Here is a 23,702-nt window from a genome sequence, read left to right as displayed (position 1 = left end):
AGAGGTTCCGGGAACTCGGGCTTTTTTTCCTCTTTTTTTTTTTTTTTTTTTTTTTTCTCCCCCCCCCCCCCCCCCCCCCCCACCCCCGTCAGGCGGTCGCCAGTTGCGGGATCAGGCGCATCGCGTTGTCGTGGTAGACCCCCCGCAGCTGCTCCGGGGTGAAGGCCGGGTCGGCTTCGAGGGCGGGCAGTGCCAGGTCCATGACCGTGTCGGCGGGGGCGGCGGGCCAGTCCGTGCCGAAGAGGATGTGGTCGGCCGGTACGTGCTCCAGCAGGGTCGCGGCGGGCGCCATGGGGCCTGCCGTGTCGTAGTAGAAGCGGCCCAGGTGGTCGCGGACGGCGGCGGGTTCGACGGGCGGTTCGCAGAACCGCCCCAGGGCCTGCAGGCGCGTCGCGATGTACGGCAGGAAGCCTCCGGCGTGCGGCAGGACGACGGAGATGTCCGGGAAGCGGTCCAGCGTCCTGCGGCTGATCATGTTCACGGCGGCCCGTGTGGTGTCCAGCAGGAAGTCGCACATGAAGTTCGGGATACCCGGAACCGTCGACCCACCGGGCGGACCCGACGCACCGGGCGGGCCGGAGGCACCGGGGCCGGACGGCGGGCCGGACGTCGGGCCGGACCCACCGGGCGGGCCGCACGGGCCGTCCGGAAGGTTGTGCGGGTGGGTGTCCACCACGGCGGAGAACTCGTTCAGCTCGTGGAACAGCCGGTCGTAGGCGGGATCACCGAGGTAGACGCCCCCGTAGTTGGCCGTCACGTTCACCCCGACGGCCCCGAGCTGCCCGAGCCCGCGGCGGATGGCCCAGGACGATGCCTCCGGGTCGTCCAGGAACAGCGGCACGTAGTACGAGAACCGTCCCGGATGCGCCTGCGCCACCTCGGTCATCGACTGCAGCGTGATGTTGATGGCCTCGCGCAGCTGCGCCGACGACCGGTAGCGCGCCGGCAGCATCGGTTTGAGGACGGCGGTCGTGATGCCCGCGCCGTCCATGAAGCGGATCGCCGCATCGGTGTCGAGCCGGCTCCACGGGGGCAGCCGTTCCGGCTTGATCAGTTCGTGGTGCGCGGCCCAGTCGCGCCACTGCGGCGCGCAGAAGTGATGATGCATGTCGATCTTCGAATGGCCCGCGCGCGCCGCGTCCGCACCCGGTGCGGAGTGGCCCCGCGCAACCCGGATGACCTCGCTGGTGCCCACCGCGGCGATCCGCAGTTCGTCCGCCGGCGTCCCCAGGAGGCGCAGCGCGGAGGTACTCACGGAATCCGTCATGCCAATCCACCGCCCATCGGGTCTGGGTTACCTGCCGGAGGCCACGGAGGCCAGGGACGACTCGTCCGGGTCCGCGCCGGGGCGGGACGGCTCCAGGACGAGCCGGAGGTGTTCGAGGCCCCGGAACGCCGGCACCGGACCCTTGAGCCACGCCCTGCCGGTCTCCTGCGCGTCCGCGAGCTCCATGTCCGGGAACTCCCGCAGGAGGGTGGCGAGCGCGATCTCGAGTTCGAGCCGCGCCAGCGGTGCCCCCAGGCAGTAGTGGGTTCCGTGCCCGAAGCCCAGGTGCGTGCCCTGCAGTCCCTCGCGCGTCACGTCCAGCTCGTCGGGGAGGTCGAACTTCTCGGGGTCGCGGTTGGCCGAGGAGATCGCGATCTGCACGAGGGAGCCCTCGGGGATCGCCGTGCCCCGGATCTCGGCGTCCCGCGCCGCGTACCGGAAGGTCGACGTCTCCACCGATCCCTCGAAGCGCAGCATCTCCTCGACCGCCCGCGGGACGAGCGCGGGGTCCTTGCGCAGCAACGCCGCCTGATCGGGGCGGAGCAGCAGGTTGAGGACGGAATTGCCGATCTGGTAGGCGGTGGTCTTGTGGCCGGCGAAGAACAGGACCCACAGCGACGACACCAGTTCGGGATCCTCCAGCCGTTCCTCCGCCTGGAGGAGGTCGCTGAGGAAGGAGTCCGACGGGTGCGCGCGCGTGTCCGAGATGAGCCGCTCCAGCCGGTGCTGCAGGCGCTCCTCGGCCGCCTTCAGCTCCGCCCTCCTGCTGGGGTCGAACCGGGAGCGGGTCACCACCGCGAACTGCTCCAGGATCTCGGGGCGGTCCTCCTGCGGGATGCCCATCAGTTCGCACAGGACCGCGACGGGCAGCGGGAACGCGAACGAGGCCATGAGGTCGACCGTGCCCGCCTTCCGGCATTCGCGCAGGATATTCTCGGCGATCTCGGTGATCCTCGGGCGCATCTGCTCCACCCGCCGGGGGGTGAAGGCGCTCCGCAGGACGCGGCGCAGCCGTGTGTGCCGGGGCGGGTCCGAGAAGAGCACGTTGTCGTCGAGCGCGTCGAAGAAGCTGCCGTACACGGCGTGGTAGGTGTCGATGGCGCCGTGCATGTTCTTGCTGAACCGGGGGTCCGACAGGGCGTCGCGGGCGTCGTCGTAACGGGTGACGAGGTACGTCTCGATCCCGTGGGGAGGGGTCAGCCGGCACACCGGGTCCTGCTCGCGCAGGGCGGCGTACATCGGATGGGGGCACTGCCGGTACTCCGGCGCGCCCCGGGACACGGCCGACACGATGTCGTGCAGCTCTCCGCCGCCGTCCGGTGCCGCATCCTGCTGCGCCATGGTCCGTACCCTCCGTCGCACTCGCCTGCTGGGGACAACACCGGTTCCCCGTGCGGATGCGTCGCGAAACGGCGCCTTTCCCGTTCGAGTGAGCCGGCGGGGCCGGGGGCCGGGGCGGGTCCGGGTGCGGGTCCGGCCGACCGTCAGCCGATCGGCGGTCGCCCGTCCGGGCCGAGTGTGTGGCGGGCCCGGCGGCCCGGGGAAGGGCTGCAGGTGCCCCCAGCCAGCCCGTCACAAGGAGCCCGCGCATGGCCCGCAGTCTCGCCCTGGCCCTCACCGCAGCCGCCTCGCTCACCCTGGCGGCCGTCACCGCTCCCCTCGCCGCCGCGGACACGGGCCCCGGCCGGGCCCAGGGCGACCTTGCCCGTACGTACGCGGCGACCGCCCGGTACCAGGTGCACGCCAACGCCGTGGCGGACGGCTACAAGCCCGACCAGTACTGCGTCGTCGACAAGGCGGGCCCGGGCGCGCTCGGTTACCCGCACTTCAATCACAAGTACGACAACTCCCTCGACCCGGCGAAGCCCGCCGCGCTGTTCTACGAGGACGACGGGCGCGGCGGCAAGCGGCTCGTCGCGGTCCAGTGGCTGCTCTACGACCGCGACCAGAAACTGACGACGGACGACGACCGCCCCACGCTGTTCGGCATCCCCTTCAAGGGCCCCAAGCCCGGCAACTTCCCCGGTCAGCCGGTGCACTACGCCCTGCACCTGTGGCTCTGGAAGAAGAACCCCGACGGCCTGTTCGAGACCTTCAACCGGGCGGTGACCTGCCTTCCGGGCACCACCCGCCCCAAGCCGTCCGTCTGATGCCGCCCTGGGAGCCACCCATGCACGTCACCCGGCGCAGCCTGCTCGCCGCGGGCGGGATCGCCTTCAGCGGGGCGCTCGGCGCACTGTTCGCCGGTGGTGGCTCCCGGGCCGCCGCCCGGGCCCCGCGGACCCCCCGCACCGACCGCGGGTACGGGCCGCTGGTGGCCGACCCGCGCGGGCTGCTCGACCTGCCCGCCGGGTTCACCTACCGGGTGCTCTCCCGGGCCGGCGAGCCGCTGCGCTCCGGCGAGGGGCCCGTGCCCGCCAACTGCGACGGCATGGCCGCCTTCGAGGCCGGCGGCGGCCGCGTGCGCCTCGTCCGCAACCACGAGAACCGCACCACCGCCGCCCTGCGCGTCCCGGCCGTCCCGGGACTGACCTACGACCCCCAGGCCCTCGGCGGCTGCACCGCCCTGGAACTGGACGCGGCCGGGCGGGTCACCGGCGAGCGCGTCGCCCTCGCGGGCACCGCCGTCAACTGCGCGGGTGGCCGTACCCCCTGGAACACCTGGCTGAGCTGCGAGGAGACCGAGGACCGCGCGGGCACCTCCGGCTACACCCGCGACCACGGCTACGTCTTCGAGGTGGACCCGGCCGACCCGCACCGCTCGGGCGCGGTCCCGCTCACCGCGATGGGCCGCTTCGCGCACGAGGCCGTCGCCGTGGACCCGTACCGCGGGGTCGTCTACGAGACCGAGGACGCCTTCGTCCGGCCGTTCGGGCTGTTCTACCGGTTCCTGCCGGAGCGGCCGCTCGGCGGGCTCGGCTCGCTGCGGGCCGGGGGCCGGCTGGAGGCCCTGCGGGTGCCGGGGCTCGCGGACCTGGCGGTGGTGGACGAGCCCGGGGCGGAGTTCCCGGTGGAGTGGGTGCCCGTACCGGACCCGTCGGCGGCCGGAACGCCGATCCGGCTCCAGGACTTCGGGCCGGGCGGGATCACCCACGCGCAGAAGCTGGAGGGCTGCTACTGGGGCGACGGCGGGGTGCACTTCGTGTCCAGCTTCGCGCGCAGCGGCGAGGGCGCGGCCGCCGACCACCACGGGCAGGTGTGGTTCTACGATCCGCGGCGCGCCCGGCTGCGCCTGGACGTGCGCTTCGGCCCGGCCGCCGACATCGCGCTGCCCGGGGACTCCCCCGACAACATCTGCCTGGCCCCGGACGGCGGACTGATGGTGTGCGAGGACGGCGGCGGCGCGCAGTACGTCTTCGGGGTGACGGTGGGCGGTGAGGTCTACCCGATGGCCCGCAACGCCGAGGACATCGGCCGGCCGGGGGCCCCGGAGTGGGGGGAGTTCGCCGGGGTCACCTTCTCCCCGGACGGGCGGACGATGTACGTGAACGCCTACGCGCCGGGGACCACGTTCGCGGTGACGGGGCCCTGGCACTGACCTCGCACTGACCTCGTACCGACCTCGCGCTCCCGTTCGGTCTGCTGGAAGATCGTACGGAACCGACGGGATTGGGGTGGTCAGCGATGGCCGGGAAGCAGCGGGAGAAGCGGGAGAAGGACGCCGAGCCCGCGAAGGACGCGAAGGACGCGAAGCCCGGGAAATACGGGAAGTCCGGGAAGTCCGGGAAGCGGGAGAAGGCCCCGAAGCAGGAGAAGGCCGCCACGCCCGGGAAGCGCTCCAGGGATGACGGCTCCGGAGCCCGGCCGCTGCGGGAGTTGCTGCGCGTGCCCCCGGGCGAACGGCCGGACCTCGGCCGCCTCGACCCCTCCGCGACCCCCGGCGGCCCCGCGGGCAAGGCGGCCGGGGCGGCGGCCACCGCTCTGCTGGCGCAGCCGCTCGGCTCCCTCCAGGAACGGCTCTACGCGGCGAGCACCGCCGGTGACCGCCGCCGGGTGCTCCTCGTCCTCCAGGGCATGGACACCAGCGGCAAGGGCGGCACCCTCAAGCACGTGATCGGCCTGTTCAACCCCTCCGGATGCCGGATCAAGGCCTTCAAGGCGCCCACGGCGGAGGAGCTGAGCCACCCCTTCCTCTGGCGGATCAAGCAGGAGCTCCCCCGGCCGGGGGAGATCGGCATCTTCGACCGTTCCCACTACGAGGACGTGCTCATCGCCCGGGTCCGCGAGCTGGTGCCGCGCAACCGGGTGCGCGCCCGGTACGCCCAGATCAACCGGTTCGAGAAGGCCCTCGCGGACGACGGTGCGACCGTGGTGAAGGTCTTCCTCCACATCAGCCACGAGGAGCAGCGGGCCCGGCTCCTGGAGCGTCTGGACGACCCGGACAAGCACTGGAAGTTCAACGTGGGCGACATCGAGGAGCGCAGTGCGTGGCCCGCGTACCAGGAGGCGTACGAGGTGGCGCTGGAGCGCTGCTCCACCGATGCGGCGCCCTGGTACGTGGTGCCCGCGGACCGCAAGTGGTACCGCAACTGGGCCATCAGCACGCTGTTGCGGGAGCACCTGGAGGACATCGATCCGCAGTATCCGAAGGGGGACTTCGATGTCGAGGAGTGCCGCAGGAGGCTGCTGGCGGGGTGAGTTCCGCCCGACCGCCTGTCGTGCATTCATCTGATCAGTTAGTCATATAGTTTGCGTACGTGACCAATTCCGTACGAAAAGTAGCTGCCGCAGCTGCCACGGCGGTGCTCGGCGCCGCCCTCGCGGGATGCGGGGGCGGCGCCGGCGCGCCGGACGCCGGCCGCGAGGCCCGTATGGGCACCCCCGCCGCCTCGGCCTCCGCCTCCGCCTCCGCCTCCGCCTCCGCCTCCGCCTCCGCCTCCGCCTCCGGATCGTCCGCCGCGTCCCCGCAGGCCGGTGCGCCCGCCAAGCCCCCGACCATGGCGCCGGGTCCGAACGGCCTGACGCCCGTCTTCGAGCGGGCGAAGCAGCAGACGGACAAGACCGTGGCGCTGACCTTCGACGCCGACATGACCTCCGACCAGGGCCCGCGCGCCGCGGACGGGGAACACTTCGACAACCCCGCGCTGATCTCGACCCTGCGCACCCTCAAGGTGCCGTCGACGATCTTCATGACGGGCCGCTGGGCCGAGGAGTACCCGGACCAGGCCAAGTCCATCGGCACCGACCCGAACTTCGAGATCGCGAACCACTCGTACAGCCACCACGCCTTCAAGTCCCCGTGCTACGGGCTGCCCGCGCTCGACGCCGCGGCCGCCCGCGCCGACGTGGACCGGGCCTTCGCGGCCTTCCGGCAGGCGGGCGCGGTCAACACCGTCCCGTACTTCCGCTTCCCCGGCGGCTGTTACGACGACCAGGCGCTGCGGGCCCTGTCCACGGCCAAGGTCACGGCCGTCCAGTGGGACGTGGTCAGCGGGGACGCCTTCGCCAAGGACCCGGGCGCCGTGGCCGAGCAGGTGCTCGGCGGCGTGAAGCCCGGCTCGGTGGTGGTCATGCACTGCACGCGCAGCGCCGCCCCGGTCACCGAGGAGGCCGTCCAGCGGATCGTCCCGGAGCTGCGCAAGCGCGGCTACCGCTTCGTGAAGGTCTCCGAGCTGATCGGCAAGTAGCGTGGGCCGGGCCACGCGGCACCGGGGTCAGAGGGTGGTGCGGGTCACGGGGATCCACAGCTGCGCCTGGGACCGCGCCGCGTCGTCCTGCGACGGGCGGGTGCGCAGGATCTCCGGGCCCGGACGGTACTCGTACGGGTTGGACGGGATCCACCGGGCGGCCACGTCGCCCCACATCTGCTGCAGTGCCTGCGGGAACGGCCCGGTGTTCTCGAACACGGCCCAGGTCCCGGCCGGGCAGTCGAGCACGTCCAGGTCCTCGGGCAGCTCGGCTGCACCGGTGATCACGGCGTGGTAGTAGTCGAGTTCGCTGCCTTCCTCGAAGCCGTCCGACAGGCGCACGGTCGCCGACACCACCCCGTCCGGTTCCTGGTCCGAGAGGCCGACGATCCGCAGCATCGTCTCCGCGGGGATGCTCCGGATGTGCTCGGCGATGTGCTGGTTGACGCCCAGGTGGACGAGCGGGACGCGGGCCTTCCTGCCGAAGACCCGAAATGCTTCCTTCTCCACGATGCGGTACCGCATGGTGCTGTTCCCTTCGACGGTGAGGCGGAAGGACAGCCGGGGCTGCGAGATCAGAGCGGCGCCGGTACGCCTGGCCTCACCGGGACCGACGCCGTGCACGGCGCGGAACGCCCGGGCGAAGGCCTCCCCCGAGGTGTAGCCGTAGCGGATGGCGATCTCCAGCAGGGTCGGTTCCCCGGCCAGGACTTCCGCCCCCGCGACGGTCAGCCGCCGACGCCGGACGTACTCCGACAGCGGCATCCCCGCCAGCGACGAGAACAGCCGGCGGAAGTGGTACTCCGACGTGACGGTGATCCTGGCCAGCACGGACACCTCGATGTGCTGGTCGAGGTGACCCTCGATGTGCTCCATGGCCTGATTCAGCCGATCCAGCAACCCCGGCCTCCTTCCTTTTCCACCACTGACGTTAGGAAGGATCGGGGCCGCCGCACCCGACATCCTGTGCCCGCTCCGGTCGGGTGGACCGGGCGGACGGCCTAGCCGGAACAGGCGGTGCGCTGGGCTTCCTGCCACTCGCACACCGGGCAGAGCACCACGCCCGGGGTGGCGACCCCGTACTCGGTGGGCTTTCCGCACTCCAGGCAGTCCGCGTACGGCGGTCCCGCCACCCGGCCGGCCGGGGCGGCGGGTGCGGGGCAGTACGACGGGGTCTGCTTCGACGGGGGCTGCTGCGACGGGGGCTCGTCCGGCCGGTTCATGCGTCCGAGCCTACCGGCGGACGGCTTACGGACAACTGCCGGACAACTGCCGCGGGAGCACTGGTAGGAAACTTTCCTTCCTGTTAGTGTCCCGGGCGGCGGCTTGGCGCGGTGCCCACCCCCACGGGCATGACGCGCTCAGTGAGAGCTCTGACCCGGCCGCCGTGGCGCCGCCCCCGTCCGCCCCGCGGGCGGGTGCGGCGCCCCGCGCCAGTGTCCAGCTCTCGCCGCCCCCTCAAGGCAGGGAGTTCCAGGTATGCGCCTGAACCGCCTGAACGCCTCCGCTCACCCCCCTCTGTTACGCGGCAGACTTCGCACCCTCCTCCTCACCGCCCTCACCGGCCTCGCCGCCCTCACCCTCGTCGGCGGGCTCCTCCTGGCCTGGCCCGGACGGGCCGGGGCCGCCGCCGACCCCCTGATATCCCGCGGGAAGCCCGCCACCGCCTCCTCCACCGAGTCCTCCTCGCTGGGCGCGAAGAACGCCTTCGACGGCGACCCGGCCACCCGCTGGTCCAGCGCCGAGGGCAAGGACCCGCAGTGGGTCCGGGTCGACCTCGGCGCCGGGGCCACCGTCTCGCGGGTACGGCTCACCTGGGAGGCCGCCTACGCCAAGGCGTACCGCGTCGAGGTCTCGGCCGACGGCGCCGCCTGGACCACCCTCGCCACCGAGACCGCCGGCAACGGCGGCACCGACGACTGGACGGGCCTGTCCGGCAAGGGGCGCTACCTGCGCATCCAGGGCACCGCGCGCGGCACCTCGTACGGCTACTCGCTCTTCGAGGCCGAGGTGTACGGCACCGCCGGGGACGGGCCGCCGCCGGGCGGCTCCTTCACGGTCGTCGCCGCCGGGGACATCGCCGCGCAGTGCACGGCGTCCGACAGCGGCTGCGCGCACCCCAGGACGGCCGCGCTCGCCCAGCGGATCGACCCGAAGTTCTACCTGACGATGGGCGACAACCAGTACGACGACGCCCGGCTCTCCGACTACCGCGCCTACTACGACAAGAGCTGGGGCGCCTTCAAGGCCAAGACCCGCCCGGTCCCCGGCAACCACGAGACGTACGACCCGGCCGGCCCGCTCGCCGGGTACAAGTCGTACTTCGGCAGCATCGCCTACCCGCAGGGCAAGAGCTACTACAGCTTCGACGAGGGCAACTGGCACTTCGTCGCCCTCGACTCCAATTCCTTCGACCAGGCCGCCCAGCTCAACTGGCTGAAGGCCGACCTCGCCGCCAACACCAGGCCGTGCGTCGCCGCCTACTGGCACCACCCGCTGTACTCCTCAGGCGGGCACGGCAACGACCCCGTCTCCAAGCCGGTGTGGAAGATCCTCTACGCCGCCCGGGCCGACCTGGTCCTGAACGGGCACGACCACCACTACGAGCGGTTCGCCCCGCAGGACCCCGAGGGCCGGGCGACCGCCGACGGGATCGTGGAGATCGTCGGCGGGATGGGCGGCGCCGAGCCCTACCCGATCGAGGAGGTCCAGCCCAACAGCCAGAAGCGGATCAGCGGACCGTACGGCGTGGTGAAGCTGGACTTCACCGACTCCGGCTACGGGTGGACCTACGTGGCCACCGACGGCCAGGTCAAGGACACGAGCCCGAAGTACAGCTGCCACTGATGTACCTGGCCGCCAACGGCCGCCCGGACGCGCCGCCCCGCCCCCCAGGGGCTCGGCGGCGCGTCCCCGCCGCCGTCCTCGCGCTCGGCGCGGTCAGCCTCGTCACCGACATCTCCTCCGAGATGGTCACGGCGGTACTGCCGCTCTACCTCGTCCTGGGCCTGGGCCTGACCCCCCTCCAGTTCGGCTTCCTGGACGGCATGTTCAACGGAGCCACCGCCCTCGTCCGGCTGCTCGGCGGGCGCCTCGCCGACCGGCGAGGCCACCACAAGCGGGTCGCCGGCGCCGGCTACCTGCTGTCCGCGCTCTCCCGGCTCGGACTGCTCCTCGCCGGAGGCGCCACGGGTGGGATCGCCGCCGCGCTCGCCGCCGACCGGCTGGGCAAGGGCATCCGTACCGCCCCGCGCGACGCCCTCATCTCCCTCAGCGGCCCCCCGGAGAGCCTCGGCCGGTCCTTCGGCGTGCACCGCGCCATGGACACCACGGGCGCGCTGCTCGGGCCGCTCGCCGCGTTCGCCGTGCTGTGGGCGACCGCCGATGCCTACGACGCGGTGTTCGCCGTCAGTTTCTGCACCGGCCTGCTCGGTGTGCTGCTGCTCGTCGTGTACGTGCCTGCGGCGCCCGGGCCGGCCGCCGCTCCCCCGGCCGGGCCCCGTCCGCCGCGCCGGCCGGTCCTGCGCGACCCCGCGTTCCGCCGCGTGCTCTGCGCCTCGGCCCTGCTCGGCGCCACCACCATCGGCGACGCCTTCCTCTACCTGCTGCTCCTGCGCGGACTCGACCTGCCGCCCGCCCTGTTCACGCTGCTGCCGCTCGGGGCCGCCGCCGTCTACCTGGTGCTCGCCGTCCCCGCGGGCCGGATCGCCGACCGGACGGCCGGCCGGGCCGGGCGCCGGACCGCCTTCCTGCTCGGACACTGCGCGCTGCTCGGCGCGTACGCCCTGCTGCTCGCCCCCGTCTCCCCGCCGACCGTCGTGGGGGTGCTCGCCCTGCTGGGCGTCTTCTACGCGGCTACCGACGGGGTCCTGATGGCGCTCGCCGCTCCCGCGCTCCCCGCGGCCGGCCGGGCGGGCGGGCTCGCGGTGCTGCAGACCGGCCAGGCGCTGGCCCGGCTGCTGGGCGCCGCCGGATTCGGGGCGGCGTGGACCCTCTGGGGGCCGCGGCCCGCCCTGTGGGCCGCGGCCCTCGCGCTGGCCGGGGCGCTCGCGGCCGCCTCGCGCATCCTGCCCGCCGCTCCCCCGACCGCCCCGGAGGCCCCGTGAATCCCCCGTCCCGCCGGCTGCGCCTCGCCCTCGTCGTCACCGCCGTCCTGCTGCTGGCGGGCGGCTCGCTGGGCTACGTCCTGCACGCGCGGCACCGCGAACGGCCGCCCGGGCAGCAGGCCGACGCCTCCTTCGGCGCCCTGGAGCCGGGCCTCTACTTCCGGGACACGGCCGACGGGCGGATCGCGCGCCAAGGCGGCCCGGGCCTGCCGCCGGCGACCGGCGGCCCGTCCTGCGACCGCTTCCACACCGCCGGGGACCACGCCCTGTGCCTGCGCAGGCTGCCCGGGGTCCCGGCCCGCACGGAGGCCCTCGTACTCGACCGGCGCATGCGGGAGGTCCGCAAGGTGACGGTGCCCGGCATCCCGAACCGGGCCCGTGTCTCGCCGTCGGGCCAGGTCCTGTCCTGGACCACGTTCACGACCGGCGACTCCTACAACACCGCCGCGTTCTCCACCCGGACGGCGATCCTGGACCTGCGCACCGGCTATTTGATCAAGTCGATCGAGCAGATCCCGCTGACCCTCGGCGGGGCCCGCCACCACGACCCGGACGTCAACTACTGGGGCGTGACCTTCGCCGCCGACGACAACCGCTTCTACGCCACCGTCTCCACCCGGGGCGCGACCCACCTCGTCGAGGGCGACCTGCGCGCCTGGTCGGCGAAGGCCCTGCGGGAGAACGCCGAATGCCCCTCGCTGTCACCGGACGGCGCCCGCGTCGCCTTCAAGAAGAAGGTCTCCGACGACCCCCGGGCACCCTGGCGGCTGTACGTCCTCGACCTGGCGACGATGCGCGAACACCCGCTGGCCGAGCCGCACAGCGTCGACGACCAGGCCGCCTGGCTGGACGACGCGACCCTCGCCTACGCCCTGCCGGGCCAGGACGGCCGCGCGAGCGACATCTGGTCGGCCCTGGCCGACGGCACGGGCGACCCCACCCTCCTCGTCCCGGGCGGCTCCTCCCCCGCCCGGGTGGGCTAGGGGTGTCCCGCCGGCTGCAGGCAGCAGGCGGGACACCCCTAGCCACGGCCTATTTCAGACGACGGGGGTGTTCGGGAGGATCGAGAACCCGGTGCCGCAGGCCGCCACGATGTTCACCGGTGTGAAGGGCGTGGTGCTGGTGGTGCACCGGGCCTCGTGCAGCACCCCGTCCTGGTTCAGCAGGGTGATGTAGAGGACGCCGATGGCAGCTTCGGTCACTGACAGTGCGCTGTCAGTGACACATTTCGGCGCGTTGGCGAGAAGGCCTAGGTTGATCCACACACCCGGGTTGCGACTGTCGTTGAGGAACGAGTGTCCCTGCGCGTCGGTCGCGACGCGGAAGATCAGGCCGGGCGGGAGGTTGAGGAAGTCCGGAGCGGCGGAGCTGACGTCGCGGGAACCGCACTTCTTGCCCTGCTCCATCACGGAGCTGTTGGGGGACGCGGTGCTCCCCGGGGTGTCGTCGGCGACCGCGGACGGGACCATCAGCGCCCCGAGCAGTACCGCTCCCGATACCACCGACATGCCCCGCGCGGCCCAAGCCAGCTTCCTCATGTGCGTCCTTTCCTGGAGGGGAGGCCCGCCGCCACATGCGCGGCGTGGCCCTTCGACGGGAAGGGGCATCCCCGCTCGCGACCATCTAATCACTTAAGGTTACGAGTCATCACTCTTTGGAATCGCGAGAGACTTCGAATGGCGGCGGCCCCTCACCCGTCTGCCCGTGGCCCGGCCCTAGCGCCGCCCCGCGGCGGTCAGGCAGGCCGTCGTGCCCGCTCCGGCGGCCAGGAGGAGCGCGGCCGCCAGGGCCGTGAGCGGCAGCGGCACCGGCCCCGAGCGGCCCGCCGTGACCAGGGCGGACACCGCGGCACGGGCCGGGGAGACCGCTAGGACCAAGGCGAGCAGGGAGCCGAGGGATCCGGCCAGGACCGAGTGGCCCCGGCGCCGGAGCAGCGGCCGGCTGCACATGGCGCCCACGGCCGCGCCGGTCAGCGCGCAGGCCGCCACCGCGAGGGCCCCGGCGACGGCGGCCGCGCCGAGGCCGGCGCCGGCCCGGTCGCCGGTCAGCAGTGCCACGGCGGCCGCCGCGGCTCCGGCGAGCAGCGCCCCGGCCGACGCGGTGAGCAGGGCCGCCGCGTGGACCCGTACGGGACCGGCCGCGGCGGCCGTGCAGTCGCGGGCCGCGTCCGGTTCGACGGTCACGCAGATCCGGACCAGCCAGGCGGTGGCCGGGACCAGGCCGGCGGCCGCGAGGCCGAGGGAGTCCGGCACCGGGTCGCCCGGCCGGATGCCGACGGCCACGAAGGCGGCGTAGGTGATGAGGGGCGCGAGCCAGCGCTGGGAGCGCAGCAGCAGGGCGCCCTGGTAACGGAGCAGGGCGGTCACGGGAGTTCCTCCACGGCGCGGATGTGCCAGGGCGGCCGGGCGGTGAGCAGGTCGCGCAGGACCGCGTCGGAGCGTGCGGCCTCCACCGTGAGCAGCACTCCCCCGCCGGCGGCCGGCGAGGCGGCGAGGTCCGGGGGCAGCGCCCGGCCGGGCGGGCCGACCGCGTGGATCCGTACGCGGGGCCCGCCCGCCGCGGACACCGGTACGAGTGCCCCGCCCTCGACCCGGTAGTGGGCGTCGGCCGCACCCGCGAGCCGCTGCGGGTCGTGGTCGACGAACACCACCGTGCCTCCGGCGGCGGTGCGTTCGGCGACGGCCCGGTCCAGCTCCTCCCGGGCGGAGCCGTCCAGGCCGGTCCACGCCTCGTCGAGGACGAGCAGCCCCGGTTCGGCGAGCAGGGCCTGCGCGACGGCCACCTTCTGGCTGCTGCCCTTGGACAGTTCGGCCATCGGGGTGCGGGCGTACGCGGCGGCGCCGAACCGCTCCAGCCGGTCGGCCGCCCGGCGGGCCGCCTCGGCGCGCGGCAGCCCGTGCACCCGGCCCAGCCGGGTCAGATAGTCGGCGGCCGTGAGCGGCAGCGCCGCCGGGAAGCGTTCGGGCACGTAGCCGGTGCGGGGCGGGCGGCCGGTGACGCGCCCCTCGGTCGGGGCCTCGATCCCCGCGACGAGCCGCAGCAGGGTGGACTTGCCGCCGCCGTTGCCGCCTTCGACGCGTACGAGGGTGCCGCGCGGGAGGTCGAGCGTGATCCCGCGCAGCACCCAGGGGCGGCGCCGTCCGTAGCGGCGGCCCACGTCGGTCAGGTTCAGTGTGCGGCCGCCGTCTCGACGGCCTCGCTCGGGCGGACGATGACGAAGCCCTCGCCGCTCAGCTTCAGCTGGACGGCCTCGCCGGAGCCGCCGCGGATCATCGAGCCGACCGACTGGGAGCGGTGCAGGCCGGTCTCCAGCCGGGCGCTCCAGCCGACCACGGCGTCCGTGTCCACGTGGACCGGGGCCTGGGGGGTGACCGGGATGATGATCGGGTGGCCGTCGCAGACGACGGCGAGCTTGCCGGTGCCGGTGAAGAGGCTGTTGAAGAGGCCGCCTCCGGTCATGCCGGCGCCCTTCACCATCTTGATCTCGTAGGACAGGGTCGGGTCGAAGCAGAGCACGTTGCGGCCGTTGATGGTGAGGGCGTCACCGGGTTCGAAGTCGATGATGAAGCAGTTGCCCGCCCGGTGGGCGAACCAGGCCTCGCCCTGGCCGCGTACGGACATGAGCGCGAGGCCCTCGCCCGTCACGGCGCGCTTGAGCATGCCGCCTATGCCCTGTCCCTTGCGCTCGAACTGGAGGTTGCCGCGGAAGGCGACCATCGAGCCCTGCCTGGCCAGCATTTCACCGTTGACGTTGTACTTCACGGACTTGGCGTTCTGCAGGGTCATGCCGGGGGCGACGGCCGCCTGGGCCAGGTTCTCGGACGCGAAAAGATCACTCTTCATGGCTTCGATCCTCACCCGGGCCGACCACCCGGGGCATCATCCTGAAGGCGGAGGCTGGCATCCTTGGCAGGATGAGCAGCCAGCACACGAACGACATCTCCGACGTCCCCGCGGTCGGGGCGGACAGCCCCTTCCGGCAGGAGCACGTACTGCGTGACGAGGCCCCGCAGTTCGTGCTGCCGCTGGTGGTGCGGATCGAGAAGGCCGAGCCGCCCGCCCGGACGGACGCCCTGGAGACGACAGCCCGTGCCGTGCTGGTCCTGCTCACCGACGAGCGGGCGCACGGCGAGGGCGAGTGGGCCCAGGCCGTCCGCGACTGGCAGGACGCCCGGATCCGCAAGGTGGTCCGGCGGGCGCGCGGGGCGGAATGGCGCAAGGCGGAGACCCTGCCGGGCGTCACGGTGCACGGGGACGGCGCGCAGGTACGGGTCTTCCCGCCGGTGCCCCTCGACGGCTGGCCCAGGGAACTGGCCAAGCTCCAGGTGTCGGGCACCGATCTGGACGACCCGCAGCCGGTAGCCGCGACCGTGGAGCCGGGGCTGCCGGTGCTGTGGCTCAACCCCGGCCTCGACATGTCGGCCGGCAAGGCCATGGCCCAGGCCGGGCACGCGGCGCAGCTGGCGTGGTGGGAGCTGACGGGGGCGGAGCGGACCGCCTGGCAGGATTCCGGCTTCCGGCTGGCGGTACGGACGGCCCCGCGCGAGCGGTGGGCCGAGCTGGGCGGCAGCGGTCTGCCGGTGGTCCGGGACGCCGGATTCACCGAGATCGCGCCGGGCAGCGCGACGGTGGTCGCCGACCATCCGGCGCTGCGGGCCCGGCTCTGACGCGGTTCCCCGGCAGGCGGCGGGAACCTCAAATGTTCCTCTGAACGTCCCCTCCTGCGATTGGCGCGACTCCGTCGGGGCCATGACATCGGCACACGGTGCGACGAGAGGGGGCGAGGGGACATGAAGCCCATGGCACACCTGGGGGTGGGCATCGGCTGGCGGCCGGAGATCGCGGACGCCGTCGAGCGGCTTTCCGGCCTGGACTGGGTCGAGGTGGTGGCCGAGAACGTATGCCCGGGCCACCTGCCCGAGTCCTTGCTGCGGCTGCGCGAGCGGGGCACGCGCGTCGTGCCGCACGGGGTCTCGCTCGGCCTCGGCGGCGCGGACCGCCCCGATCCGGCGAAGCTGGCGGCGCTCGGCGAGCGGGCGGTGGCGCTGGGGGCGCCGCTCGTCACCGAGCACATCGCCTTCGTACGGACCTCCTCGCCGGTGCTGGAGGCGGGGCACCTGCTGCCGGTGCCGCGCACCCGCGACGCGCTGGACGTGCTGTGCGAGAACGTGCGGATCGCGCAGGACGCCCTGCCGGTCCCGCTGGCGCTGGAGAACATCGCCGCGCTGTTCTCGTGGCCGGGCGAGGAGCTGACGGAAGGGCAGTTCCTCACGGAGCTGGTCGAGCGGACCGGTGTCCGGCTGCTCATCGACGTGGCCAACCTGCACACCAACCGGGTCAACCGGGGCGAGGACCCGGCCGCCGTGCTGGACGCGATCCCGCTGGAGGCGCTGGCGTACGTGCACGTGGCGGGCGGCATCGAGCGGAACGGTGTCTGGCACGACACCCACGCGCACCCGGTCCCGCCGGTGGTGCTGGACCTGCTGGCCGAGCTGCGCTCCCGGGTGGAACCGGCGGGCGTCCTGCTGGAGCGGGATGACGACTTCCCGCCGGAGGCCGAGCTCGCGGGCGAGCTGGCCGCGATCCGCGCCGTGGTGACGGCCGGACCGGCCGCGCCCGCAGAGCCGGTCACCGCCGGGTCCGGCCCGGCGGGCTACGGACCGGGAACCGAACCGGGCATCGAAGCGGGCAACGAAGCGGGCAGCGGACCCGGCACCGGGCCCGGTACCGAACCGCGCCCGGTCGAGGAGCCGGCCCGGACCCGGGTGGCGCTCGGACAGGCCGCGCTGCTGTCGGCGCTGGTCGCCGGGACCCCCGTACCCGAGGGCTTCGACCGCCGGCGGATCCGGGTGCAGGCCCGGGCGCTGGCCGCCAAGCGGGCCGACGTGGTGGCGAAGCTGGCTCCCGAGCTGCCCGTGATCCTGGGCGGCCCGGACCCGTACCGCGAGGCCTTCCTCTCCTACGCCAAGGGCCGCCCGATGACCTCCGGGTACCGCCGGGACGCGCTGGACTTCGCCGAGGACCTGCTGATCCGGGACCTGCCGGCCGATCCGGCCGCCCGGCGCCGGCTCACCACCTGGTGGCGGGACCGGGCCGGGGCCAGGCCGCCCCGCCGGATCGTGCGCTGGGCCCGGACGCTGGCGGGGAGAGCGGCATGAACCTCCTCGCCCTGGCGATCTGGATCGCCGTCGTCACCTCCTCCGTCCTGCTGATGACCGGGGTCGGCAGATCCCGGTCCGTGCCCGCGGGACCCGCGCCCGCCCTGCACGACCTGTCCGAGGCCGCCTTCGTGGTGGGCGGCCCCGGCACCGTCGTGGACGCCGCGCTCGTCTCGATGCTCGGCGACGGCCGGCTGATCGTCGGCGGTCCGGGCATCGTGCAGGTCCACCCCGGGGCGCGGGCCACCGACCCCGCCGAGCGGGCCGTCCTCCAGGCCCACCGGGGGGCGTCCTCGGGCTGGCTCTACCAGGTGCGCTACGCCGCCATGTGCGACCCGGCCGTCCAGGAGATCGGGGACGCGCTGGCCGCCCGCGGGCTGATCGCCCCGCCCGGATCCGGGCCGCGGACCCGGCGTCGCTGGGGGCTCGTCCAGGCCGCCGTGTGCGCGCTGCTGTTGCCGGTGTCGATGGTGCTGACCTTCGTGGGGATCGCCCTCGAATCCGGCCCCGGGGTGCCGTTCATCCTCAAGGTGCTGCTCGCCCTGGTGGGCGGCATCGTCGTGGGCCTGGTCTGCGCGGCCCGCGCCAAGAGCCGGGTGACCCGGGCGGGGGCGCGGGCGCTGCGCGCGATCCGCTCCGCCCACCTGAACGACCGGACCCCGCACGTGCAGACCGCGCTGTTCGGGCTGCGCGGTCTGCGGGACCCCTATCTGCGTCAGCAGTTGGTGCCCGCCGTGCGCGGTACCCGGCTGGCCGCGGCCCAGGCGCGCACGCACTCCCACCGCACGCACTCCCACGGCACGGACAGCTCCTCGCACTGGTCGGGAGCCGAGGTGCTGCCGATCGTCTGGTGCGCCGGGAGCGACGGGGGCGGTGGCGGCGGTTCCGGCTGCGGCGGCGGTTCGAGCTGCGGCGGCGGTTCGGGCTGCGGCTCCTCGGGGAGCGGCTGCGGGTCCTCCGGCGGCGGCTCCAGCTGCTCCACCAGCAGCTCCAGCTGCGGCAGTTCGTCGAGCTGCGGCAGTTCGTCCAGCTCCAGCTGCGGCAGCAGCTCCTGACCGCCGGTCCTACGGCAACCGGGGGCGGAATCCGCGGCAACGGGGCCATCGGCGCCGACACCGGCCGGTGATCCTTTACAACGCCGCCGCCCAGCCCTCTCATCGGTTCATCGGATGAGAGGAAGGGGCCGCCATGCGGACGGGACTCGCAGGCTGCGCGGCCGCCCTGGCGGCACTCTCCCTCCTCCTCTGCGTCCCGGCCCACGCCGCGCGGCCGGCCTCGCCCGGACCCCTCGGCGGGACGGCCGCCGAGGCCGCCGGCGCCGCCCTCGCCGCCCGCCGCGCGGCGGCCCGGGCCCCGGCCGGAGGCAGCGGCGGACTCGACTTCCGCCGCTGCCCCGACGCCGAGGAACTCCCCGGCCCGGTCCGGTGCGCCACCCTGCGCGTCCCGCTCGACTACGCCCGGCCCGACGGCCCGCAGATCTCCCTCACCGTCAGCCGGGTCGCCGCCACCGGGGCCCGCGGCACCGCCCGCCAGGGCGCGCTCGTCCACAACCCCGGCGGCCCCGGAGCCTCCGGCATGCACTTCCCGCTCTTCGCCGACGTCCCCGGCTGGGAGCGGATCGCCGCCGCCTACGACCTGGTCGGCTACGCCCCGCGCGGCGTCGGCCGTTCCGCCCCGCTGTCCTGCCAGGACCCGGCCGACCGAGCCAAGGGCCCCACCCAGGACCCGGCCGACCCGGCCGACCCCTCCCCGGCGTACAAGAGGCAGCGCCTCGCGGCCGCCCGGGTCTACGCCCGCGGCTGCGCGCGGCGGGCCGGCGCGGCCCTGCCGAACTACACGACGCTCAACAACGCCCGCGATCTGGACGTCCTGCGGGCCGCGCTCGGCGAGCGGAAGCTGAGCTTCATGGGCGCCTCGTACGGCACCTACCTCGGCGCCGTGTACGCCACCCTGCACCCGGGCCGCGTCCGCCGGATGGTCCTGGACTCGGCGGTCGACCCCGACCCGCGCCGCGTCTGGTACCGCAACAACCTCGACCAGTCATCCGGCTTCGAGCGCCGCTGGTACGACTTCCGTGCCTGGGCGGCCCGGCACCATGGCACGTACGGACTCGGCGCCACCCCGGCGGCCGTGCAGGCGAGCTACGCGCGCGTGCGGGACGCGGTGGCCCGTACTCCGGCGGGCGGGGTCGTCGGCACCGGCGAACTCCGGGCCGCCTACCTCCAGGCGGCGTACTCCGACGACGTGTGGCCGGACCGGGCGGCGGCCCTCGCGGCCTTCCTGCGCGGCGATCCGGCGCGGCTGACCGCCCAGGCCGCACCCGACCCGGAAGCGGCGGCCGAGGCGGAGAACGCGACGGCGGTGTACACGGCGGTGCTGTGCAACGACGCCTCCTGGCCCGCGGACTGGGAGATCTGGGACCGCGACACCACCGAGCTGGCGCGCAGGGCCCCCTTCGAGGCCTGGGCCAATGCCTTCCTGAACCTCCCGTGCGCCTCCTGGCCGGTGCGCGGGCGGCAGCGGCCGGTGGCGGTCGGTGCCCAGCCGGAGCGGCTGCCCCGGACCCTGGTGGTCGCGGCGGAGCGGGACGGGGCGACCCCGTACGCGGGCGCGCTGGAACTCCAGCGGCGGCTCGGCGCCGGGGCTTCGCTGGTGACGGAGAAGGGGGCCGGCTCCCACGGAGTGGTCGGCGGACGCAATGGCTGCGTGGACCGTCACGTGGAGCGGTATCTGCTGACGGGCGCCACCCCGGGGTGGCGTGTCACATGTGCGCCGCATCCGGAGCCCGCACCGGTGTCGCTGGACGACCGGGCAGCGAGCGCCCACAGGGCACTGCTGCCGCCAGTCGTCTGAACTTCCGGGCGGGATCTCCGGCTGCGTCGTTTCGGGGGCAGGGGCCGTCTTTCGGACCAGCCTCCCGATCCACCGGAGGAACTCACCTGACGGTGTGGTCGTCCTCCGGTCCTTCCCCCCAGGGGAGGTATCAGGCGAGCCCGGCCACCAGATCGGCGACGGACTTGCGGCGCCCGGTGTAGAAGGGCACCTCTTCACGGACGTGCATACGGGCCTCGGAGGCGCGCAGGTGACGCATGAGGTCGACGATGCGGTACAGCTCGTCCGCCTCGAAGGCCAGCAGCCACTCGTAGTCGCCCAGCGAGAAGGAGGCGACGGTGTTGGCGCGCACGTCCGGGTAGCCGCGGGCCATCTTGCCGTGGTCGGCGAGCATGCGGCGGCGGTCCTCGTCGGGCAGCAGGTACCAGTCGTAACTGCGCACGAAGGGGTACACGCTGACGTACTCGCGCGCGACCTCGTCGGCCAGGAAGGCCGGGATGTGCGACTTGTTGAACTCGGCCGGGCGGTGCAGGGCCATGTTCGACCACACCGGCTCCAGGGCGCGGCCCAGCTTGGTGCGGCGGAACAGGTTGTAGGCGGTCTGCAGCTCGTCCGCCGTCTCGGCATGCCACCAGATCATGACGTCGGCGTCGGCGCGCAGGCCGGAGACGTCGTAGGTGCCGCGGACGGTGATGTCCTTGGCGCCCAGCTGGTCGAAGAGTTCCTGGACCTCGTCGGCGTAGCCGGTGCGGTCCTCGGGAAGAACGTCCTTCAGCTTGAAGACGGACCACAGGGTGTAGCGGATGACCTCGTTGAGGTCCTTCGCCTTCTTCCCCGCGTTGGGAATCTTCTCTGGTGCAGTCATGTGCCTATTGTCCCGTGCGCTGATCAGTGGTCGGTGCCAGGGGTGCCGTACGCGCACCGAGCGCGGCGATCACCGCGTCCGCGGCCTTGCCGGCGCTCGCGATGCAGGCCGGAATGCCCACTCCGTCGTAGACCGCGCCGCACACCGCGAGGCCCGGCAGGGCCGCGACGGCGGTGCGGATCCGGGCGACCCGGTCGAGGTGGCCGACCGGGTACTGGGGCAGTCCGCCGTCCCACCGGGTGACGGTGGAGGCGACCGGCCGGGCCGCGAGGCCCACGGCCTCGCCGAGGTCGGCGAGGGACACGTCGACGAGCTCGCCGTCCTCGCGCTGCAGGTCGCTCTCGTCGGCGTAGCGGCCGACCGAGGTGCGCAGCAGGAAGAGGCCGGGATCCGCCCCGGCCCAGGCCCACTTGTTGCTGGAGAAGGTGGAGGCCTTGATGGTCCGGCCGTCGACGGGCGGTACGAGGAATCCGCTGGCGCCGCCGCCGGAGACGGCCGCCGGCAGCTCGGAGCGGCGGAAGGCCATCGTGATCAGGGCCATCGAGGCGTACTCGACGCCGCGCAGCTCGGCCGCGGCGGCCGGGGCGAGCCCGTCCAGCAGCCGTGCGGCGGCCCCGGCCGGGGTGGCCAGGATCACGGCGTCGGCCTCGATGACCTCGGCGCCGGCCACCACCCGCCAGCCCCCGGCCGTACGGACGACCTCGCGGACGGGGGTGTCGGTGACGAGCCGGGCCCCCGAGGCGCGGCAGGCCCCGGCCACGGCGACCGGGAGCCGTCCGATGCCGCCGTCGATACCGGCGAAGACCGGACCGGCCGGCTGGGGCGCGGCCTCCGCCCGGCGCTGCAGTGCGCGTACGCCGTCGCCCAGCAGGGCGTGCGTGCGGGCGGCCTCGAAGAGCTGGGGGACGGCGGCCCGCATGGAGATGCGGTAGGCGTCGCCCGCGTACACCCCACCGAGCAGCGGTTCCACGAGCCGGTCGACGACCTCGCGGCCGAGGCGGGCCGCGACGTACGCGCCGACGGCGACGTCGTCGCCGATCTCGGTGGGCGGCAGCGTCCGCTCGGCCTCGATGCGGGCCAGTCCCTCGGCGGAGAGCACCCCGGAGGCGGCGAGCGGTCCCAGGTCGCCGGGGACGCCCATGACGTGGCCGCGCGGCATCGGCCGCAGCGCGCCGCGGGTCCACAGGTGGGCGGTGGCGGTGGCGGGCGCCTGCACGGACTCGCCGAGGCCCACGGCCTCGGCCAGGGCCACGGCCTCGGGGCGGCGGGCGAGCATGGATTCGGCGCCGAGGTCGACGCGGGCCCCGGCGAGCTCACCGGCGTACAGCTTGCCGCCGAGCCGCGGCCCGGCCTCCAGCAGGGTGACGCGGAGGCCTTCGGCGAGCAGCCGATGGGCTGCCGCGAGGCCCGCGATACCGCCGCCGATGACGACGGCGTGGCCCGGGGAGCCGGCGGACCGGGGGGAGCCGCCCGGCCGATCCGTACGCATGTCCGCTTCGTGCATGGACACATCGTCTCAGACCGATCTCCGAGGCCGGACCGTGACCGCATCGGGATCACCCCGGGACCGTGGATTCGAAACCCGCGACGGGACTCTGGACGTCGAACCGGCAACACCAGCCGATCCTCGGGGGTTTACAGCGATGCGCAGTTTCGACAGACACCGTTCCGCGGCGGCCCTGGCCGCCCTCGCGCTGGCCGGGGCGCTCGCGCTCACCGGTTGCGGCGCGAGCGGCCAGGGCTCCGCGAGCGACAAGGCGGCGGTGGCGCCCGCCGCCGACGGCAAGGCCCCGGAGGGCGCCGCGGCGGCCCCGGCACCGGCCGGGTCCGCGGGCGCCGCGGGCTCCGCCGCCGGCAAGAACGCCGCGCCGCCGGCCGTGGTCCGCCCGAACGTCATCCGGACGGCGACGCTCGGCATCGAGACGGCGGAGGTCCAGAAGACGCTCGCCGCGGCCCGCACGGCCGCCGACGAGGCGGGCGGCTACGTCGGCAACGAGTCCACCAAGCGCGGCGAGGACGGCCGGATGACCTCGACGCTGACCCTGCGGGTGCCGGGCGAGCGCTACGACGCCGTGCTCGGCGCCATGGAGGGCAGCGGGAAGCTCCTGCACCGCAAGGTCGACGCGCAGGACGTCACGGAGAAGGTCGCCGACATCGGCAGCCGCGTCTCCTCGCAGCAGGCCAGTGTGGCCCGGGTGCGGGAAATGATGGGCAAGGCCTCGGCGCTGAGCGAGGTGGTGATGCTGGAGAGCGAGCTGTCGCGCCGCCAGTCCGACCTGGAGTCGCTGCTGGCGCAGCAGACGGCGCTGAAGGACCAGACCTCGCTGGGCACGATCACGCTGGAGGTCTCGGAGCCGGCCGCCAAGCCGGAGGCCGAGAAGAAGGAGAAGAAGAAGGAGCCCACCTTCCTGGGGGCCCTGGGCGGGGGCTGGGACGTCTTCACCAAGGTCGTGCGCTACCTGACGGTGGCGGTGGGTGCGGTGCTGCCGTTCGCGCTGACGGCCGTGGCGGGGCTGCTGCTGTTCCGGCTGTACCGGCGGTGGCGTCCGGCGGTGACGAAGCCGGCCCCGGTGCCGTGGCAGGCGACGGTCCCGGCGGCCCGCACGGCTCCGGACACCGAGGCCGGCGTACAGGACTGAACGCGCGTTCGGCCGTAGCGTGTTCACCATCCGACGGTGGTGAAGGGGCGGTACGGACGATGGCGACGGAACGACTGGTGGTGGTGGGCGGTGGGGGGGGGGGGGGGGGGGGGGGGGTCCCAGACCGCCGGAATAAAGGACGAGTGGAGATGTAGGGTCTTGCCTTCTGAAGATGGCAGTTTACCCCCTCCCCTCCGCTCTTCATCTC

The 23,702-nt window shown here is 73.9% G+C and carries 22 protein-coding genes; 12 read left to right on the top strand and 10 right to left on the bottom strand.

The window, feature by feature from the left end:
- Positions 1-88: 88 nt before the first annotated feature.
- Together ACZ4YL_RS12935 and ACZ4YL_RS12930 are read right to left on the bottom strand one after the other, a co-directional pair.
- Positions 89-1,267: an amidohydrolase family protein gene (locus tag ACZ4YL_RS12935; RefSeq protein ID WP_468116144.1), complete on the bottom strand. Its 1,179-nt coding sequence runs from the start codon at positions 1,265-1,267 to the stop codon at positions 89-91.
- 27 nt (positions 1,268-1,294) lie between these two features.
- Positions 1,295-2,608, bottom strand: coding sequence for a cytochrome P450 family protein (locus tag ACZ4YL_RS12930; protein ID WP_468116142.1), 1,314 nt, complete (start codon positions 2,606-2,608; stop codon positions 1,295-1,297).
- A gap of 248 nt (positions 2,609-2,856) precedes the next feature.
- Here ACZ4YL_RS12930 and ACZ4YL_RS12925 point away from each other — a divergent pair, with 248 nt between their 5' ends.
- The 4 genes from ACZ4YL_RS12925 (at position 2,857) to ACZ4YL_RS12910 (ending at position 6,894) form a co-directional block, all read left to right on the top strand.
- Positions 2,857-3,417 (top strand): hypothetical protein, encoded by a 561-nt coding sequence (locus ACZ4YL_RS12925; protein WP_468116140.1) that lies wholly within the window; start codon positions 2,857-2,859, stop codon positions 3,415-3,417.
- Between the two features lie 20 nt (positions 3,418-3,437).
- Positions 3,438-4,805: an alkaline phosphatase PhoX gene (locus ACZ4YL_RS12920; RefSeq protein ID WP_468116138.1), complete on the top strand. Its 1,368-nt coding sequence runs from the start codon at positions 3,438-3,440 to the stop codon at positions 4,803-4,805.
- Positions 4,806-4,891: 86 nt separating this feature from the next.
- A complete protein-coding gene (locus tag ACZ4YL_RS12915) occupies positions 4,892-5,905 on the top strand; it encodes a PPK2 family polyphosphate kinase (RefSeq protein WP_468116136.1) in 1,014 nt (337 codons plus the stop codon).
- Between the two features lie 59 nt (positions 5,906-5,964).
- The gene (locus ACZ4YL_RS12910) at positions 5,965-6,894 is read left to right on the top strand and encodes a polysaccharide deacetylase family protein (RefSeq protein WP_468116134.1); all 930 of its coding nucleotides are present in this window, start codon (positions 5,965-5,967) and stop codon (positions 6,892-6,894) included.
- 27 nt (positions 6,895-6,921) lie between these two features.
- Here ACZ4YL_RS12910 and ACZ4YL_RS12905 read toward each other — a convergent pair whose 3' ends face one another.
- Complete coding sequence (locus ACZ4YL_RS12905; RefSeq protein ID WP_468116132.1) at positions 6,922-7,794, bottom strand: AraC family transcriptional regulator; 873 nt, start codon at positions 7,792-7,794, stop codon at positions 6,922-6,924.
- A gap of 101 nt (positions 7,795-7,895) precedes the next feature.
- Positions 7,896-8,117 carry a hypothetical protein gene (locus ACZ4YL_RS12900; protein ID WP_468116130.1) on the bottom strand — a complete coding sequence of 74 codons (222 nt, stop codon included), beginning with the start codon at positions 8,115-8,117 and terminating at the stop codon, positions 7,896-7,898.
- 256 nt (positions 8,118-8,373) lie between these two features.
- On the opposite strand from ACZ4YL_RS12900, the gene ACZ4YL_RS12895 reads away from it, so the two are divergent.
- From ACZ4YL_RS12895 to ACZ4YL_RS12885, 3 genes are read left to right on the top strand one after another with little or no spacing between them, the layout of a single operon-like run.
- Complete coding sequence (locus ACZ4YL_RS12895; protein ID WP_468116128.1) at positions 8,374-9,741, top strand: discoidin domain-containing protein; 1,368 nt, start codon at positions 8,374-8,376, stop codon at positions 9,739-9,741.
- Positions 9,741-11,000, top strand: coding sequence for an MFS transporter (locus ACZ4YL_RS12890; protein WP_468116126.1), 1,260 nt, complete (start codon positions 9,741-9,743; stop codon positions 10,998-11,000). The genes ACZ4YL_RS12895 and ACZ4YL_RS12890 overlap by 1 nt, the downstream gene beginning before the upstream one ends.
- Positions 10,997-11,983, top strand: coding sequence for a TolB family protein (locus tag ACZ4YL_RS12885; RefSeq protein ID WP_468116124.1), 987 nt, complete (start codon positions 10,997-10,999; stop codon positions 11,981-11,983). The genes ACZ4YL_RS12890 and ACZ4YL_RS12885 overlap by 4 nt, the downstream gene beginning before the upstream one ends.
- A gap of 54 nt (positions 11,984-12,037) precedes the next feature.
- On the opposite strand, the gene ACZ4YL_RS12880 is transcribed toward ACZ4YL_RS12885, so the two are convergent.
- The 4 genes from ACZ4YL_RS12880 to ACZ4YL_RS12865 all read right to left on the bottom strand — a co-directional run bounded on the left by ACZ4YL_RS12880 (position 12,038) and on the right by ACZ4YL_RS12865 (position 14,843).
- Positions 12,038-12,538: a hypothetical protein gene (locus tag ACZ4YL_RS12880; RefSeq protein WP_468116122.1), complete on the bottom strand. Its 501-nt coding sequence runs from the start codon at positions 12,536-12,538 to the stop codon at positions 12,038-12,040.
- 177 nt (positions 12,539-12,715) lie between these two features.
- Positions 12,716-13,366, bottom strand: coding sequence for an ABC transporter (locus tag ACZ4YL_RS12875; RefSeq protein WP_468116120.1), 651 nt, complete (start codon positions 13,364-13,366; stop codon positions 12,716-12,718).
- Positions 13,363-14,172 (bottom strand): ABC transporter ATP-binding protein, encoded by an 810-nt coding sequence (locus ACZ4YL_RS12870; RefSeq protein WP_468116287.1) that lies wholly within the window; start codon positions 14,170-14,172, stop codon positions 13,363-13,365. Before ACZ4YL_RS12870 ends, ACZ4YL_RS12875 begins: the two co-directional genes overlap by 4 nt.
- The gene (locus ACZ4YL_RS12865) at positions 14,169-14,843 is read right to left on the bottom strand and encodes an AIM24 family protein (protein ID WP_468116118.1); all 675 of its coding nucleotides are present in this window, start codon (positions 14,841-14,843) and stop codon (positions 14,169-14,171) included. Before ACZ4YL_RS12865 ends, ACZ4YL_RS12870 begins: the two co-directional genes overlap by 4 nt.
- Positions 14,844-14,914: 71 nt before the next feature.
- Between ACZ4YL_RS12865 and ACZ4YL_RS12860 the strand changes: the two genes are divergently transcribed.
- From ACZ4YL_RS12860 to ACZ4YL_RS12845, 4 genes are all read left to right on the top strand, one after another.
- Positions 14,915-15,667, top strand: a complete 753-nt coding sequence (locus ACZ4YL_RS12860; RefSeq protein WP_468116116.1) for a peptidyl-tRNA hydrolase — start codon at positions 14,915-14,917, stop codon at positions 15,665-15,667.
- Positions 15,668-15,790: 123 nt separating this feature from the next.
- Positions 15,791-17,158, top strand: coding sequence for an MbnB/TglH/ChrH family RiPP precursor modification enzyme (locus tag ACZ4YL_RS12855; protein WP_468116114.1), 1,368 nt, complete (start codon positions 15,791-15,793; stop codon positions 17,156-17,158).
- Entirely contained in the window at positions 17,155-18,213 is a 1,059-nt protein-coding gene (locus ACZ4YL_RS12850; RefSeq protein ID WP_468116112.1) for a TIGR04222 domain-containing membrane protein, read from the top strand. Before ACZ4YL_RS12855 ends, ACZ4YL_RS12850 begins: the two co-directional genes overlap by 4 nt.
- A gap of 133 nt (positions 18,214-18,346) precedes the next feature.
- Positions 18,347-20,011 (top strand): alpha/beta hydrolase, encoded by a 1,665-nt coding sequence (locus tag ACZ4YL_RS12845; RefSeq protein WP_468116110.1) that lies wholly within the window; start codon positions 18,347-18,349, stop codon positions 20,009-20,011.
- 130 nt (positions 20,012-20,141) lie between these two features.
- On the opposite strand, the gene hemQ is transcribed toward ACZ4YL_RS12845, so the two are convergent.
- Both hemQ and hemG read right to left on the bottom strand, forming a co-directional pair.
- Positions 20,142-20,855, bottom strand: a complete 714-nt coding sequence (hemQ, locus tag ACZ4YL_RS12840; protein ID WP_189739334.1) for a hydrogen peroxide-dependent heme synthase — start codon at positions 20,853-20,855, stop codon at positions 20,142-20,144.
- 4 nt (positions 20,856-20,859) lie between these two features.
- Positions 20,860-22,344 carry a protoporphyrinogen oxidase gene (gene hemG, locus ACZ4YL_RS12835; protein ID WP_468116285.1) on the bottom strand — a complete coding sequence of 495 codons (1,485 nt, stop codon included), beginning with the start codon at positions 22,342-22,344 and terminating at the stop codon, positions 20,860-20,862.
- Positions 22,345-22,498: 154 nt separating this feature from the next.
- On the opposite strand from hemG, the gene ACZ4YL_RS12830 reads away from it, so the two are divergent.
- A complete protein-coding gene (locus ACZ4YL_RS12830) occupies positions 22,499-23,494 on the top strand; it encodes a DUF4349 domain-containing protein (protein ID WP_468116108.1) in 996 nt (331 codons plus the stop codon).
- Positions 23,495-23,702: the final 208 nt, after the last annotated feature.

The sequence above is a fragment of the Streptomyces sp. NPDC030021 genome, from assembly GCF_055574035.1.
Note: the sequence above shows the minus strand (reverse complement) of the source record. Positions and strands in the feature narration are given on the sequence as shown.